Source organism: Mesorhizobium sp. M0663, assembly GCF_040320585.1.
Lineage (GTDB): Bacteria > Pseudomonadota > Alphaproteobacteria > Rhizobiales > Rhizobiaceae > Mesorhizobium.
In genome coordinates, this window is the sequence record NZ_JAMYPX010000005.1 from 129,384 (window position 1) to 142,982 (window position 13,599).

At 63.5% G+C, this 13,599-nt stretch carries 17 protein-coding genes and 1 pseudogene; 9 read left to right on the top strand and 9 right to left on the bottom strand.

The window, feature by feature from the left end:
- Positions 1-120: 120 nt before the first annotated feature.
- The gene (locus NKI54_RS12815; RefSeq protein WP_023678506.1) at positions 121-2,007 is read left to right on the top strand and encodes a potassium/proton antiporter; all 1,887 of its coding nucleotides are present in this window, start codon (positions 121-123) and stop codon (positions 2,005-2,007) included.
- Between the two features lie 169 nt (positions 2,008-2,176).
- On the opposite strand, the gene NKI54_RS12820 is transcribed toward NKI54_RS12815, so the two are convergent.
- Complete coding sequence (locus NKI54_RS12820) at positions 2,177-3,094, bottom strand: polyprenyl synthetase family protein (RefSeq protein ID WP_023678505.1); 918 nt, start codon at positions 3,092-3,094, stop codon at positions 2,177-2,179.
- A gap of 79 nt (positions 3,095-3,173) precedes the next feature.
- On the opposite strand from NKI54_RS12820, the gene NKI54_RS12825 reads away from it, so the two are divergent.
- The 3 genes from NKI54_RS12825 to NKI54_RS12835 all read left to right on the top strand — a co-directional run bounded on the left by NKI54_RS12825 (position 3,174) and on the right by NKI54_RS12835 (position 4,855).
- Entirely contained in the window at positions 3,174-3,932 is a 759-nt protein-coding gene (locus NKI54_RS12825; protein ID WP_031212144.1) for a biosynthetic peptidoglycan transglycosylase, read from the top strand.
- A gap of 139 nt (positions 3,933-4,071) precedes the next feature.
- Entirely contained in the window at positions 4,072-4,254 is a 183-nt protein-coding gene (gene rpmF / locus NKI54_RS12830; protein WP_006203806.1) for a 50S ribosomal protein L32, read from the top strand.
- A gap of 199 nt (positions 4,255-4,453) precedes the next feature.
- The gene (locus NKI54_RS12835; RefSeq protein ID WP_023678503.1) at positions 4,454-4,855 is read left to right on the top strand and encodes a hypothetical protein; all 402 of its coding nucleotides are present in this window, start codon (positions 4,454-4,456) and stop codon (positions 4,853-4,855) included.
- 10 nt (positions 4,856-4,865) lie between these two features.
- Here the strand turns inward: NKI54_RS12835 and NKI54_RS12840 are convergent, their stop codons facing one another.
- The 3 genes from NKI54_RS12840 to NKI54_RS12850 form a co-directional block, all read right to left on the bottom strand.
- Positions 4,866-5,297: a GlcG/HbpS family heme-binding protein gene (locus NKI54_RS12840; protein WP_023678502.1), complete on the bottom strand. Its 432-nt coding sequence runs from the start codon at positions 5,295-5,297 to the stop codon at positions 4,866-4,868.
- A 97-nt stretch (positions 5,298-5,394) separates the two neighbouring features.
- The gene (locus NKI54_RS12845) at positions 5,395-5,625 is read right to left on the bottom strand and encodes a hypothetical protein (protein ID WP_023678501.1); all 231 of its coding nucleotides are present in this window, start codon (positions 5,623-5,625) and stop codon (positions 5,395-5,397) included.
- A gap of 75 nt (positions 5,626-5,700) precedes the next feature.
- Complete coding sequence (locus NKI54_RS12850) at positions 5,701-6,225, bottom strand: winged helix-turn-helix transcriptional regulator (protein ID WP_352451127.1); 525 nt, start codon at positions 6,223-6,225, stop codon at positions 5,701-5,703.
- A 97-nt stretch (positions 6,226-6,322) separates the two neighbouring features.
- On the opposite strand from NKI54_RS12850, the gene NKI54_RS12855 reads away from it, so the two are divergent.
- Together NKI54_RS12855 and NKI54_RS12860 are read left to right on the top strand one after the other, a co-directional pair.
- A complete protein-coding gene (locus tag NKI54_RS12855) occupies positions 6,323-7,174 on the top strand; it encodes an alpha/beta fold hydrolase (RefSeq protein WP_352571983.1) in 852 nt (283 codons plus the stop codon).
- Between the two features lie 61 nt (positions 7,175-7,235).
- Positions 7,236-7,884, top strand: a pseudogene (locus NKI54_RS12860) (glutathione S-transferase family protein).
- Positions 7,885-8,027: 143 nt separating this feature from the next.
- Here the strand turns inward: NKI54_RS12860 and NKI54_RS12865 are convergent.
- The 3 genes from NKI54_RS12865 to NKI54_RS12875 form a co-directional block, all read right to left on the bottom strand.
- Positions 8,028-8,315 carry an ArsR/SmtB family transcription factor gene (locus NKI54_RS12865; protein WP_023678497.1) on the bottom strand — a complete coding sequence of 96 codons (288 nt, stop codon included), beginning with the start codon at positions 8,313-8,315 and terminating at the stop codon, positions 8,028-8,030.
- A 31-nt stretch (positions 8,316-8,346) separates the two neighbouring features.
- A complete protein-coding gene (locus tag NKI54_RS12870) occupies positions 8,347-9,594 on the bottom strand; it encodes an MFS transporter (protein ID WP_023678496.1) in 1,248 nt (415 codons plus the stop codon).
- Positions 9,595-9,690: 96 nt separating this feature from the next.
- Complete coding sequence (locus NKI54_RS12875; protein ID WP_023678495.1) at positions 9,691-9,885, bottom strand: DUF1192 domain-containing protein; 195 nt, start codon at positions 9,883-9,885, stop codon at positions 9,691-9,693.
- 124 nt (positions 9,886-10,009) lie between these two features.
- On the opposite strand from NKI54_RS12875, the gene NKI54_RS12880 reads away from it, so the two are divergent.
- The 3 genes from NKI54_RS12880 (at position 10,010) to NKI54_RS12890 (ending at position 12,343) form a co-directional block, all read left to right on the top strand.
- The gene (locus NKI54_RS12880; RefSeq protein ID WP_036238914.1) at positions 10,010-11,020 is read left to right on the top strand and encodes an NAD(P)H-quinone oxidoreductase; all 1,011 of its coding nucleotides are present in this window, start codon (positions 10,010-10,012) and stop codon (positions 11,018-11,020) included.
- Positions 11,021-11,152: 132 nt separating this feature from the next.
- The gene (locus NKI54_RS12885) at positions 11,153-11,293 is read left to right on the top strand and encodes a DUF1127 domain-containing protein (protein ID WP_352621537.1); all 141 of its coding nucleotides are present in this window, start codon (positions 11,153-11,155) and stop codon (positions 11,291-11,293) included.
- Between the two features lie 354 nt (positions 11,294-11,647).
- Positions 11,648-12,343, top strand: coding sequence for a DUF1013 domain-containing protein (locus NKI54_RS12890; protein ID WP_292655650.1), 696 nt, complete (start codon positions 11,648-11,650; stop codon positions 12,341-12,343).
- A 60-nt stretch (positions 12,344-12,403) separates the two neighbouring features.
- Here the strand turns inward: NKI54_RS12890 and NKI54_RS12895 are convergent, their stop codons facing one another.
- The gene (locus NKI54_RS12895) at positions 12,404-13,123 is read right to left on the bottom strand and encodes a helix-turn-helix transcriptional regulator (protein ID WP_023678491.1); all 720 of its coding nucleotides are present in this window, start codon (positions 13,121-13,123) and stop codon (positions 12,404-12,406) included.
- Between the two features lie 18 nt (positions 13,124-13,141).
- Positions 13,142-13,549 (bottom strand): hypothetical protein, encoded by a 408-nt coding sequence (locus tag NKI54_RS12900; protein WP_352574803.1) that lies wholly within the window; start codon positions 13,547-13,549, stop codon positions 13,142-13,144.
- Positions 13,550-13,599: the final 50 nt, after the last annotated feature.

Sequence of the window (13,599 nt, forward strand, 5' to 3'; positions counted from 1 at the left end):
GCCAAAACTTTCGACGATCGGCAGCGTGGGGCAAAAAGCCACGCTGCTGCCTTGCAGCGGCCATGTCTTCGCCCCACTCTCCCGTGATGCCGGAGCATATCGACTAGGGGCGACCAACGAATGGAGCATGGTATCTATCTTGTGACGCTCGTTGGCGCAGCACTTGTCGTTGCCGCCGCGTTTTCAAGCCTGATCGCCTTCCGTTTCGGCGCCCCTCTCCTGCTGCTGTTTCTCTGCATCGGCCTCGCCACCGGAACCGACGGTCTCGGCATCCATTTCGACAATGCCCGAGTTGCTTATTTTGCCGGCTCATTGGCGCTGGCGGTCATCCTTTTCGATTCCGGCTTCGGCACGCCGCTCAACGCCTTGCGGCAGGCCGCCGGGCCGGCGCTGTCGCTGGCCACATTCGGCGTCCTTTTGACCACCGGGCTCTTCGGCGCCGCCGCCTATTATCTGCTAGACCTGACCTGGCTGGAATCCTTCCTGCTCGGTGCCGCCGTCGCCTCGACCGACGCCGCGGCGGTGTTCTTCCTGCTGCGCGCCGGCGAGATCAATTTGCGCGAGCGCGTGCGGTCCACGCTCGAGGTGGAATCCGGCACAAATGACCCGATCGCCATCTTCCTGACCATCACGCTGGTCGAGGTCATCGCCGCCAATACCCACCCCGAGGCCAAGGTGCTGGTCACCGATCTTGCCGTCGGCTTCCTCGTCAACATGGGGCTCGGCGCGGTCATCGGCATTCTCGGCGGCATGGCCATCGTGCGCCTTGTCGATCGCCTCAATCTCGATCACGGCCTACTGCCGATCTTCGTGCTGACGCTGTCGCTTATGGTGTTCGCTGCCGCCGGTGCCGTCGGCGGCTCCGGCTTCCTGGCGGTCTATCTCGCAGGCCTGATTGCCGGCAATTCCGATATCCGGGCCGTCACCATCCTCAAGCGCTTCCAGGACGGCATGTCGTGGCTGGCGCAGATCATCATGTTCCTGATCCTCGGCCTGTTCGCGACGCCTTCGCAATTTCCGGCGATCCTGGTGCCGGCAGTGCTGCTCGGCCTGTTCCTGGTATTTGTGGCACGGCCAATCGCCGTCTGGCTCTGCCTGGTGCCGTTCCGTCTGCCACGCCCGGAAGTCGCCTTCGTCTCGTGGGTTGGCCTGCGTGGTGCCGTGTCGATCCTGCTTGCCATCACGCCGCTGCTCGGCGGTCTTGAGAACGGCCGCCTCATCTTCAACACTGCCTTCATCATCGTGCTGGTCTCGCTGATCATCCAGGGATGGACCGTCGGGCCGCTGGCGCGCCGTCTCGGCCTTATCGTGCCGGCCCGCCTGGGACCGCTCGACAAGGTCGAATTGGAACTGCCGGGCTCCGCCCATCATGAGCTTCTCGCCTACCGCGTGGCACCTGGCAGCCCGGTGGCGCGCGGCGAACGCATTCCGCGCTGGGCGCGGCCGTCGCTGGTGCTGCGCGACGGACGCTCGATGCGCTTCCAGGATATGGGTCGGCTCGCGGCCGGCGACCATGTCTACATCTTCGTGCCGGACCGCTATCCGCGCCTGCTCGACAAGCTGTTCGCCAGCCGTGCCGTGGTCGATCCCGAGGACGCGGATTTCTTCGGGGCCTTCGCCGTCGATCCGTCACGCCCCGCCGAGGAACTGGAGACCGCCTACGCGCCGGGCCTGACCGAAGCGGAACGCAAGCTCAGCATTGGCGACCTGGTCACTACCCGGCTCGGCGGCCACGCCGAATACGCCGACCGCGTGCTGCTCGGTCCGATCGAGCTGATCGTCCGCGACGTCGACGACAAGGGCAGGATCACCGGCCTTGGCCTGTCCTTTGAGCCGACCGCGCCGGTGGCGCGCGTTCCGGTGTTCCTCAGCGCCGGCGAAATCCGCGACCGCATCGCCGCCTTCATCCGCAACCGGCGCAAGCCGGCCGAGGCGCAGGCGGTCGAGGCGGCCGAGATGGAACCGGTTCCGCAGCCCGTGGTGGAAAAGACGACTGGCGAAGGCTGACCGCTGTCCACCCGAGCCGCGGAACCCTGCCGCGAGGCTGAAGAATGGCTCGGCAACTGGTGTGGCGGGTCCATGTGGTCCGACATCGCCGGAAATGATCCCGATCGGCCGGTTGCGAGGGCGTCCGGCCGATCAGTCGCCAATTCTCCGGCGCGCCATAGGGGCGCGCTTAATTGTTGCGGGCCGCTACGAACTGCGCCGCTTGTTTCAGAAGCGCAGCTTGCTCGCCAAAAGGTTCGAGCAACGCATGAGCCTGGTCAACGAGGCCATGGAGCTGGCCCCGCGCCCAGTCCGGTCCGTGCAGCGCGACCAGCGTCGCCTTGCCGGCCGCGGCATCCTTGCCGGTTGCCTTGCCCATCTGATGCGCGTCGGCGGTCAGGTCGAGCAGATCGTCGGCAAGCTGAAAGGCAAGCCCGATCGCCGAGCCGAACTCGGCCAGCCTTTCGCGGTCGCCCGACGGCGCGCCGGCAAGGATAGCGCCCGCTTCGCAGGCAAAGCGGATCAGCGCACCGGTTTTCATCGCCTGAAGCCGGATGATACCGGCCTCGTCCGGCCGGCTTTGTTCGGCTTCGAGATCGAGCATCTGGCCGCCGACCATGCTTCCCGCCCCGGCGGCGCGGGCCAGTGCCAGCACCAGCGTTGCCCTGCGCTCGGCCGGCAGCAGTGTCGCCTCGTCGGCAAGGATGTCGAAGGCAAGTGTCAGCAAGGCGTCGCCCGCAAGAATGGCGGTCGCCTCATCGAAAGCCCTGTGCACGGTCGGCTGGCCGCGGCGCAAATCGTCGTCGTCCATGGCCGGCAGATCGTCATGGATGAGCGAATAGCAGTGCACGCATTCGAGCGCCGCCGCGACGCGCAGCGCCGCCTCGCCGTCGGCTGAAAACAGTGCAGCACTTTCCATGACCAGGAAGGGACGCAGTCGTTTGCCGCCGTTCAGCACGCCATGTCGCATTGCCGCCATCAGGCGTTCGGGCCGCGCGACCTCGCCCGAAAGCGTCCGTCCGTCGAGCAACCGCCTCAGCAGCGCCTCGAGCGGAACTGCCCGGGCAATAAGTGCAGCTTCGAACGCCATTTGGTCGTCTTTCGTCATGGTCGGGAGCGGTAGCCGACACTCAGACGTTGCGCAAGAAGCCAAGCGCCATTATGCCGGGGGCAGGGAGTAGCGCGGACTGGGTGGCTTGGCGGAACCGATCGTCGATCACGAAACCGAAGGGTTGGACATGGCGAGACCGAGACGCGGCAGCCGCATCGGTCTTCAACGCTGGGTCCGGCGCGGCATCGCCGTCGCGGTCGTGCTGGCGCTGGTGCCGGTGGTGCTGACCTTCCTGTACCTGCCGACATTCGTGCATCCGGTGTCGACATTGATGCTGAAGGACCTGGCGACGTTTTCTGGCTACGATCGGCGCTGGGTTTCCATCGACGATGTCGCGCCGGTGCTGGCATATTCGGTCATCATGTCGGAGGACGGGCAGTTCTGTTTCCATCGCGGCGTCGATCTGGGCGAGTTGCGCGGCGTCGTCGACGATGCGCTCGCCGGCGAGATGACACGTGGCGCCTCGACCATCACCATGCAGACGGTAAAGAATCTTTATCTATGGTCGCGGCCGTTGGGCTCGGTCCGTAAGGTCGTGGAACTGCCGCTGGCCGTCTATTTCGATGCGGTGCTGTCGAAACGGCGGATCATGGAGATCTACCTCAACATCGCCGAATGGGGACCGGGCATCTACGGCATCGAGGCCGCCGCCCAGCATCATTTCGGCGTCTCGGCAAAACAGCTGTCGCGCCGGCAGGCAGCGCTGCTTGCCGTCACCTTGCCGAATCCGATCGTGCGCAATCCGGCGAAGCCCGGGCCGGGACTGAGGCGGCTTGCCGCGTTGATCGAACGGCGCGCCGGCCGCGCCGGCGCCTATGTCGGTTGCCTGCGATAGTGTCAAAAAAAAACACGGCGACGCTGGCCAAAACGCCGTCGGGCGTGTATAGGCACCCGACTTTCTCAGATTCCGGCCCCTGATGTGGCCCTTTCACGAGGGCCGCCGGGGCGTTTTGACCATGTAGTGGAGCATATCCATGGCCGTTCCGAAACGAAAAACCTCTCCGTCGAAGCGCGGCATGCGCCGTTCTGCCGACGCACTGAAGGCCCCGACCTATGTCGAGGACAAGAACTCCGGCGAGATGCGCCGTCCGCACCATATCGACCTGAAGACCGGCATGTATCGCGGTCGCCAGGTTCTGGAGCCGAAGGAAAGCTGAGAGAGCTTTCGACGGTTTATGGGTTGCGAAACGACCGGCCATTGGCCGGTCTTTTTGCGTTTGCGACAACTGATCATATCAGCCGGGCCTGACATTGTTGTTTCACGCCGTCTTTGTCCGTGTTTATCGGCCGCACGAAAATTCTTGACGGCGAACGCCGGGCGCACTCTACAAAGATCAGTCCAACCGGAGCCGCCACATGTTCGGTGCCATCCCGCTGCTGATCGTGCCTTTCATCCTCTACAATCTCGGGCTTCTGGGAATATTCGGCAGCGGCGACGATCCGTGGGCCACCGAAATGTTTTCGGTCCGGATGATGTCGGGTGGCGTGTTCTCGATGACCCTCGGCGACCTCATCGTGCTGATCGCACTGATCTTCTTGTTCGTCGAAGTGGTGAAGTCGACGCGCACGACAAATGCCTCGATCATGGACCATCTTTTGTCGACCTTCGTCTTTGTGGCCTATCTGGTCGAGTTCCTGCTGGTGAAGGGCGCCGCCCATTCCGTTTTCTTCACACTGATGGTCATAGCGCTGATCGACGTGCTGGCCGGCTTTTCGGTGTCGATGCGGTCGGCCACCCGCGACATCAATATGAGTTAAGGATCCCGACTCAGCCCGGGTCAGCGGTGAAGCCAGCCGCCTCGACGCCGGCGATGGCTGCCGTTTCATCATTGTCGGACGTGTCGCCGGAAATACCGATGGCGCCGATGATCGTGCCGGCGTTGTCGCGGATCAGCACGCCGCCGACGACCGGCAGGACGCGCCCGCCCGACACGTCGGAGACGCCGGCGATCAGATGCGGGCGCTCCTTGGCGAAAGCTTCCACCCGGCGCGAGCCCATGCCGATAGCGAGCGCGCCATAGGCCTTGCCGGCCGACATTTGCGGACGCAGGAAAGAGGCGCCGTCCTGACGCTGGAACGCGACCAGATGGGCGCCGGCGTCGAGCACCGAGACGCCAAGCGGCCTGAGCTTGAGCTCGGCACCCTTGGCAAAGGCGGCGGCGATGATTTCAAGGGCTTTGTCGAGCGTCAGTGCGGTCATGGCCGTCTCCTAAACGCGCCAGTTATCAACCGGCAGAACAGACTCCGAGTGAACTGTTTCGCGTGCGAAAGGAAGCATGCATTCTGGGAGCGCCGGCCTATTTCTTCTTGGCGCGAGGCTTCTTCACCGGGGCCGGAGGCGCATTGGCCAGGTCTTCCGCTTCCTTGGCGAGGCGCAGCGCCCGCAGCTTGTTGGTCTTGGCTTGGCGAGCGTCGCTCTCGGCGACATATTCCGCCATCGCCTTCTGGCGAACCGTGGCTGCCTCTTCCTGTTTCTTGAAACGCAAATCGGCCCGCGCACGGGCAGTGTCCTTAGAGTTCTCGACCAAGAGCGTTATCCAATCCGTAAATTATCTTCAGTCCCTTGATAGCAGAGCCAGCCCGCAATTGGGAAAATAAGTTGGTCATGGCGCCGGATCGCAGCCGACTCGCTCCGCCTTGCGGGCGACTACCGCATCGTATCCGGCCTGCAAAGTCGCGCGGACGGTGGGTCCAGATGGGGCGGGAGACGCACCCAGATGCTCGTGGCGCAACTCGTTCATGAACTTATCCCACATCGGCGGGCCGCCTTTTTCCAGAAGCTCGGCACGGATAGAGAGCTCTTCGCTGACCGGCAGCCAGACGCGGCCCCAGGCGCCGAGATGCGCCAGGATCGGCACCAGCGTAATCGCCATTTCGGTCAGGCTGTAGATCGCCTTTTGCTTGTGGGAGGGATCGTCCGCCTTGGTCAGCATGCCGAGCTCCATCAGCCGCTTCAGCCGGTCGGCGAGGATGTTGGAGGCGATGCCCTCCATCGAGCCGTTGAGCAGTTCGCGAAAGTGGCGTCTGCCGCCGAAGATGATGTCGCGAAGGATGATCAGGCTCCACCGGTCACCGAACACTTCGAGCGACAGGTTGATGGGGCATCCGGACCGACGATCGATGTTCATGCGAATCTCCAAAAACCGGTTGCACTATCGTATCGGTTTTAATATCGTGCAACTGATTGCAACTTGCAATCGGATTTGCAGCCCAAGGAGGAAAGTCATGAGAAACGCCGAACACCCCGAAATCGTATCCCAGACGTTCGGCGATCCGGCCCATCCGGCGGTGTTGTTGATCATGGGCGCGATGGCTTCCATGCTTTGGTGGCCCGAAGCGTTTTGCCGGAAGCTGGCCGGCGAGGGTCGCTTCGTGATCCGCTATGACAATCGCGATACCGGCCGTTCGACCAAATACGCGCCGGGCGAGCCGCCTTATACATTCGACGACATGGTGGACGATGCCGTCCGCGTCCTTGACGACCAGGGAATCCGAAAGGCGCACGTGGTCGGCATGTCGATGGGCGGTATGATCGCGCAGCTCGTTGCGTTGAAATACCCGCCGCGTGTCAATTCGCTGACGGTGATCAGCAGCTCGCCCCTGGGCATCGATACGTCGCATTTGCCCGGAACCACCGAGGCCTATAGGAAACATTCGGCCGAAGGCGCCAAGGTCGACTGGTCTGACCGTGGCCAAGCGGTCGATTTCATGGTCAAAAACGCGCGTGCGCTCGCCGGCACCGCGCATCCGTTCGATGAGGCGCGGACGAGAGCGTTCGTGGAACAGGACTACGACCGGTCCGGCGGCTTTCTCAGCGCGACCAATCACTTCATGCTCAAGGGCGGCGAAGATCGGAGCGGCGAGGACTGGACGGGGCGGCTGCACGAGATGAAGATTCCGCTCCTCGTTATCCACGGCACCGACGATCCGATCTTTCCAGCCGAGCATGGCGCCGCTCTTGCCGACGCGGTCGCCGGTGCAAGACTGGTCCGGATCGAGGGCGGCGGCCACGAGCTGCATCCCGACGATTGGGCCGCGATCATCGATGCGATCGTCGCCCACAGCCGGGCCACGTAGCAGCGGGCCGAACCTTGACACCGGATGCCCGCGAGACGAAGCACCAAAGATAGGAGCAAAAATGTCCCTGACGATGCATCTTCATCCGCTGGCCTCCTTCTGCTGGAAACCGCTGATCGCGCTCTATGAGAACGGCACGCCATTCACATCGGTCGTCGTCGATCTCGGCAACGAACAGTCGCGCGCGGCGTTCCTGAAATTGTGGCCGGCCGGCAAGATGCCGGTGCTGCGCGATGAGGCGCTGGACCGGACCGTGCCGGAATCGACGATCGTCATCGAATATCTCAACGCGTATTATCCCGGACCGGTCGAGCTGATCCCCGGCGATCTCGATCTCGCCCGTCAGACCCGGCTTGCCGACCGCTTCTATGACTTCTACGTCCAGGAACCGATGCAGAAGATCGTTGGCGACCGGCTGCGGCCGGAGGGCAAGACCGATCCGTTCGGCGTCGAGCAGGCCCGCGCCCAGCTGCGCAGCTCCTACGCCATCTTTGAACAGGACATGCAGTCGAGGACATGGGCGGTGGGTGCGAGCTTCACCATGGCCGACTGCGCTGCCGCCCCCGCGCGCCAACAAGGTCGAGCCGTTCGGAGACGAATATCCTGCGGTCAGGCGCTATCACGACCGGTTGCTGCAACGCCCCTCGGTTGCCCGTGTGATCGAGGAAGCGCAGCCGTATTTCAAGCTCTTCCCCTACAACAATGGCTAGAGTGGTTCATCGTTTCACGGAAACGCCGAACCGCTCTATCTCTTTGTTTTTGCGCAATTCCGTACGGAAAACCGTTTCACACTTTTCCTGGAATTGCTCTAGGCCCGATGCTGCATAGTTGCTCGACGCGCTGACGATGCCCCTCAGCTTCCGGGTGAACCGAGCTGCTCCGCATCCCAGAACTGGTCAAGCCAGATGTTGAGCTTCAGGAAGCCGGCATTGCTGACCGTATAGACGCGCCTGGTGCCTTCCGGCTTGGCGTTGACCAACCCCGCATCAAGCAGCACCTTCAGGTGCTGCGAAACGGCCGGGCGGGACACCGGCAAGCCGGATGCCAATTCGTTGACGGTCTTCGGTCCGCGCCGGAGCTCTTCCAAGAGATGGCGCCGGTTGGGATCGGCAATCGCCATGAAGGCGTCGGAAAGCATCATGCCTTATTTGTGGGGCAAAGCGCCTCGAATCTCAACTGTCGGCTTCAGCTTTTCTGCGCGGGTCGAGCCGCAACGCTTCCGGCGTCACCGAGCGATCGGCGGGCTGGGTCTTGAAGGCATCGCGGCCTTCGATCGGCACCGGCGCGCGACGGCTGATGCGCAGCAGCGTATAGCCAGCCAGGCTGAGATGCGCGAGCGCAGTGGCCAGGAACAGCCCCTCAGGGCGCATCCAGCCCATCAGGCCGGCGGCCACCAGCGGACCGATCATCGTGCCGAAGCCATAAAGCAGCAGCAGGCCGCCCGACACTTTGACGAAGTCCTCCGATCGCGCATGGTCATTGGCATGCGCCACCGCGATCGAATAGAGCGTGTAGGCGAAGGCGCCGTAGGCGGCGGTGCAGACGATGACGAAGACGCCGGAGCGCGGTTCGAACAGGAAGATGGCGATGGCAAACAGCGCAGCACCGAAGGCCGCGCCCGCCAGCACGAAACGACGGTCCGTCGTGTCGGAGAGCCGCCCGGCCGGAAGCTGCATGGCGGCACCAGCGATGACCACGAGGCTCATCATCAGCGCGATCTCGGCTGTCGAGATGCCGATGCGCGCTCCATAGACGGCACCAAGTGTACCCCAGGCGCCGTTGGCGATGCCGATCAGCACGCAAGCGATCGCCGACACCGGCGAATTGACGTAGAGCCCCTTGACGTCAAGCGACACGTCCTGCAGCGGCTTGGGGTGAGACGCCGTCGAGACCGCCGTCGGGATCAGCGACAGGCAGAACAGAATGCCGGTGATCATGAACAGCGACGCCGATCTCACATCGCCGCCGGCAACGATCATCTGACCGCCCATGATCGAGGCATAGGTGACCATCATGTAGAGGCCGAAGACGGTGCCGCGGTTTTCGTTGGTGGCCTTCTCGTTGAGCCAGCTTTCGATGACCATGAAGGCGCCGGCCATGGTGAAGCCGGTGAAGGCGCGCAGCAGGATCCAGGTATATTCGTCGATGATCAGGCCGGTGAGCAGTGCGACGATCGCTCCCGATGCGGCAAAGGCGCCGAAAGCCCTGACATGACCGGCGCGGCGCACGATGCGTGGCGCAAAGAAGCAGCCGGTGACGAAGCCGCCGGCCCAAGCCGTGCCCATCAGGCCGAGCGATGCCGTCGAGAAGCCCTCCACCTGGCCGCGCAGCGGCAACAGCAGACCGTGCAGTCCGGATGCCGCCAACAGGAACGCGGTGCCGCGCAGCAGCGAGAGGATCGGTCTGTAGCTTGCGAACATTTTTCAATCCGGCTGGGGTTTAGGGCACAAGTCTGGAGACAGCGGCATTCGGGCTTTTCGGCGGCGTGCCCGAGCTTTTGGAATTACCCGCAGTAACTACCCGCGGCGAAACAGCGCCTCTGCCGCCGACTTGGTCGAGCCCTTGGTCTTGAGCTCGGCTTCCAGCCGGGCGATCTCGTCGCGCAGGATGCCGATCCGTTCGGACAATTCATCGACGGAAAGCAGCGACAGATCCTGCCCGATCTCGTGCGGGCGCGCTTTCTTCTTGGGTTCGTCGTCGAAGATCGCCATCGTCGCTCCTCCGTGATTGCCCATTTGCCTGATTTGCCAATGAGCATACATAGGGCAAGGGTATGGATGCAAATGGCGGGCAAGAGCTGGCACGAGAAACCGGCGGAGCACGACGGGAAAATTCATGGCGAACGCACAGAAAATTCCGGCGAAGATGATGGCGATCGCCATATCGGAACCGGGCGGGCCGCGGGTGCTGAAACCGGAAACCCGCGACGTACCGGTTCCCGGTCCCGGCGAGATCCTGATCCGGGTGCGGGCCGCCGGCGTCAACCGGCCGGACGTGCAACAGCGCAAGGGCGCCTATCCGCCACCGCCGGGAGCGTCGGATCTGCCGGGCCTGGAAGCAGCAGGCGAAGTCGCTGCCCTTGGTGACGAGATATCGCGCTGGCGCGTCGGCGACCGGGTCTGTGCGCTGACGGCGGGCGGCGGCTATGCCGAATATGTCAGAGTGCACGCCGGCAGCGTGCTACCGCTGCCCGCCGGCTTTACCTACACCGAAGCGGCGGCGCTGCCGGAAAACTACTTCACTGTTTGGCACAATGTCTTCGAGCGCGGCGGCCTGAAGAGCGGCGAGACCCTGCTCGTGCATGGCGGCTCGTCGGGTATCGGCACCACCGCGATCCAGCTTGCTGCCGCTTTCGGCGCCTATGTCGTCACCACCGCCGGCAACAAGGAGAAATGCGACGCCTGCCTCAAGCTCGGCGCCGACCGGGCGATCAACTACCGCGAGGAGGACTTCGTCGCCGCAGTCAAGGAGGCAACCGGCGGCAAGGGTGCCAATGTCATCCTCGACATGGTCGGCGGCGACTATGTGGCGCGAAACTATGAGGCTGCAGCCATGGAAGGCCGCATCGTCCAGATCGCGACGCAGGGCGGGACGGTGGCGAGCGCCGATTTCTTCAAGATCATGGCCAAGCGGCTCGTGCACACAGGATCGCTGCTCAGGCCACGCACCGTGGAGTTCAAGGCGGCAGTTGCGGCTGCGCTGGAGGCGCAGGTTTGGCCGCTGCTCGGCACGCGCAAGGTTGCGCCGGTGATGGATACGATCTTCCCGCTCAAGGAAGCGTGGCGGGCGCATGAGCGGATGGAGGAGGGTGAGCACATCGGCAAGATTGTGCTCGATGTCGCCTGACGGCCCGCAAACAGGCTGAACGAAAGCTTAATGGTGCAATGCAACAAACGCATTGCGGCCATGCAAAAGCGTCTGTTCAATTTTTCATCGCCGATGCCTATTTACGCGGCATCAAAACGATGGAGGACTATCATGAACCCGATCCGCGCTTTCCGTAACTGGCGCATGTACAACGAAACCGTGCGCGAACTGAACCGGCTGAATGCTCGTCAGCTCAACGACCTCGGCATCAACCGCGGCGACATCGAGAGAGTCGCCCGCAAAGGGCTTTGATCTCGAGCACGATCCCGCTCGAAGACCGGGCGCTGCTTTTCGGCAACGCCGAGCCGCGGTTCGGGATCAAGCTTTAGAAGCCAGAGCCGCAGCAGACGGATTTCCGTCGCCGGTTCCGAGCCCGCCCGACCTTGGTCTGGCGGGCTTTGTCTTTTTGAAGCTTTCGACTGCATGGCGTCATCTGCCGACCCTTCGCGGTCTGCTGGTCGCGCTGCCGTGCCGTCCTTGACGCGCGCCTGCCAAAAACATTGCGAAACGGCGAGCGAGCGGTTATATAGACCGCGATTTTCCCATTTTGGTGGCTCTAAACCACCGCCCGCGCGGGAACGCGGGCGAACGAGAAGGATTTTTGTAATGGCCAATACGCTGCTGATGCCAAAGGCGACCGCCGTCTGGCTGGTTGACAACACAGCGCTTTCCTTCGAGCAGATCGCGCAGTTCTGCGGACTGCATCCGCTTGAGGTCAAGGCGATCGCCGACGGCGAGTCGGCGCAAGGTATCAAGGGCATGGACCCGATCATGACCGGCCAGCTCACTCGCGACGAGATCGCGCGCGCAGAGAAGGACCCGAACCACCGGCTGAAGCTCTCCGATCCCAAGGTGCGGGTGCCGGAATCCAAACGCAAGGGTCCGCGCTACACGCCGCTGTCGAAGCGCCAGGACCGGCCCAACGCCATCCTCTGGCTGGTGCGCAACCATCCCGAGCTCAAGGATGCGCAGATTGCCCGCCTTGTCGGCACAACGAAGTCGACGATCGACCAGATCCGCGACAGAAAGCACTGGAACTCCGCGAATCTCCAGCCGATGGATCCGGTGACGCTCGGCCTGACGTCGCAGATCGACCTCGATATGGAAATCAACCGCGCCTCGCGCGGCCGCGAGCAGGCGCAGCCGGTCGGCGATACGCTGCTGCCGGCCGCCTTGACCGAACGGCTGGTGCCGGCGCCCGAAAAGCCGAAGGACGAGGACCGCGAACTTGACGCCAACGCCGTCTTCGCCAAGCTTTCGGCGCTGAAGTCGAAGGACAAGGACGCCGACGAAGAGGAATAGGTCTGGCATCCAAAACAAAAAGCCCGCTTACAAGCGGGCTTTTTTTTGTGATCTTCCGTGTCAGCTTCGCGCTGCCCGGTCCGGCGCCATGCCGTAATCCTCGCTGCGCTCCACCGCGCGATAGAAATCGGCGAGCTGCTTGCCGCGCTCCGGCTTGAAGGTGCGGCCGGCGATGACCACCGAGGCGATGCGGTCGATGCGGAAGGCGCGGAAATCGCCGCGCATCTCACACCAGGCGACCAAGGTCCACACCTTGCCCCAGAACCACAGGCCGAGCGGGCGGATGTCGCGCGCGGTGCTGCGGCCGGCCTCATCCGAATAGTCGATGGTCAGCACCTGACGTTTCTCGATGGACCGCTCGATCAGGTCGATGGCTTCGCGGGCGGCATCGCTTACCACCCACATCGGCGTGTGGATCTCGGTACGGGCGATGCGGTCCTTTTCGGCGTCGGGCAACACGGCGCCTATCTTGACCAGCGCCTCGTCGGCGGCTCGCGCCATGGCCGCGCCACCAAAGGCGCGCACCATGCGGGCGCCGGCGACCAGCGCGACGATCTCGTCACGCGTGAACATCAGCGGCGGAAGGTCGAAACCCTCCCTCATCATGTAGCCGACACCGGCCTCGCCGTCGATCGGCACGCCGGTCGACTGCAGGTCTGCGATGTCGCGATAGATCGTCCGCTCGGAAACCTCGAGCCACGTGCCCAGCTTCTGGGCGGTGACCAGACGACCACCACGCAGATGCTGCACGATCTGGAAGAGCCTGTCGGCGCGGCGCATCGTATGGTCCCTCGGCGTCTATCGTTCCAGCCCTTCGCGCTTGCGCTGCGCGGCGACGAAGGCCGCGCCGAAGGACAGTTTCCTCGTTGTCGGCGTGCTTGCGTCGACCACCCGCCAGAACGGCGCAACGTCGCCCAGCGCCATACCACGCTCAAGATCCTCGTTGGCGGCCTCGGCGACGGTGCGCAGATGATAGCCGATTGTGACCGGACATGTCATCTCGGCACCGTGCTCGATGGCGAGAGCGGTGCGCAAAGCGCGGATATTCATGTCCATGCCTTCGGGGATGGAGCGGATGAATGCATGAACCTGGCGAGCTGTAGGAACCAGCATCGGCTGGCCTTCGACGACGTCGCCGATGGTGCGTGGCGACGGTCTTATGCCGTTGATGCCAGGCGTGCTCAGCCTGTCGTTCCAGCTTTTCATCGATCGTCCTCTCGGCCATCCGGCTCCGGCGGCCATCGCACTATGGCACG

What these genes read in the sequence shown, in the direction of transcription:
- NKI54_RS12865 (WP_023678497.1), bottom strand. Translation starts at nt 8,315, where the DNA reads ATGATGCTTTCCGACGCCTTCATGGCGATTGCCGATCCCAACCGGCGC.
- NKI54_RS12885 (WP_352621537.1), top strand. Translation starts at nt 11,153, where the DNA reads ATGAACCCGATCCGCGCTTTCCGTAACTGGCGCATGTACAACGAAACC.
- NKI54_RS12870 (WP_023678496.1), bottom strand. Translation starts at nt 9,594, where the DNA reads ATGTTCGCAAGCTACAGACCGATCCTCTCGCTGCTGCGCGGCACCGCG.
- NKI54_RS12840 (WP_023678502.1), bottom strand. Translation starts at nt 5,297, where the DNA reads ATGACCGCACTGACGCTCGACAAAGCCCTTGAAATCATCGCCGCCGCC.
- NKI54_RS12855 (WP_352571983.1), top strand. Translation starts at nt 6,323, where the DNA reads ATGAGAAACGCCGAACACCCCGAAATCGTATCCCAGACGTTCGGCGAT.
- NKI54_RS12895 (WP_023678491.1), bottom strand. Translation starts at nt 13,123, where the DNA reads ATGCGCCGCGCCGACAGGCTCTTCCAGATCGTGCAGCATCTGCGTGGT.
- NKI54_RS12820 (WP_023678505.1), bottom strand. Translation starts at nt 3,094, where the DNA reads ATGACGAAAGACGACCAAATGGCGTTCGAAGCTGCACTTATTGCCCGG.
- NKI54_RS12880 (WP_036238914.1), top strand. Translation starts at nt 10,010, where the DNA reads ATGGCGAACGCACAGAAAATTCCGGCGAAGATGATGGCGATCGCCATA.
- NKI54_RS12890 (WP_292655650.1), top strand. Translation starts at nt 11,648, where the DNA reads ATGGCCAATACGCTGCTGATGCCAAAGGCGACCGCCGTCTGGCTGGTT.
- NKI54_RS12815 (WP_023678506.1), top strand. Translation starts at nt 121, where the DNA reads ATGGAGCATGGTATCTATCTTGTGACGCTCGTTGGCGCAGCACTTGTC.
- NKI54_RS12900 (WP_352574803.1), bottom strand. Translation starts at nt 13,549, where the DNA reads ATGAAAAGCTGGAACGACAGGCTGAGCACGCCTGGCATCAACGGCATA.
- rpmF (WP_006203806.1), top strand. Translation starts at nt 4,072, where the DNA reads ATGGCCGTTCCGAAACGAAAAACCTCTCCGTCGAAGCGCGGCATGCGC.
- NKI54_RS12850 (WP_352451127.1), bottom strand. Translation starts at nt 6,225, where the DNA reads ATGAACATCGATCGTCGGTCCGGATGCCCCATCAACCTGTCGCTCGAA.
- NKI54_RS12835 (WP_023678503.1), top strand. Translation starts at nt 4,454, where the DNA reads ATGTTCGGTGCCATCCCGCTGCTGATCGTGCCTTTCATCCTCTACAAT.
- NKI54_RS12875 (WP_023678495.1), bottom strand. Translation starts at nt 9,885, where the DNA reads ATGGCGATCTTCGACGACGAACCCAAGAAGAAAGCGCGCCCGCACGAG.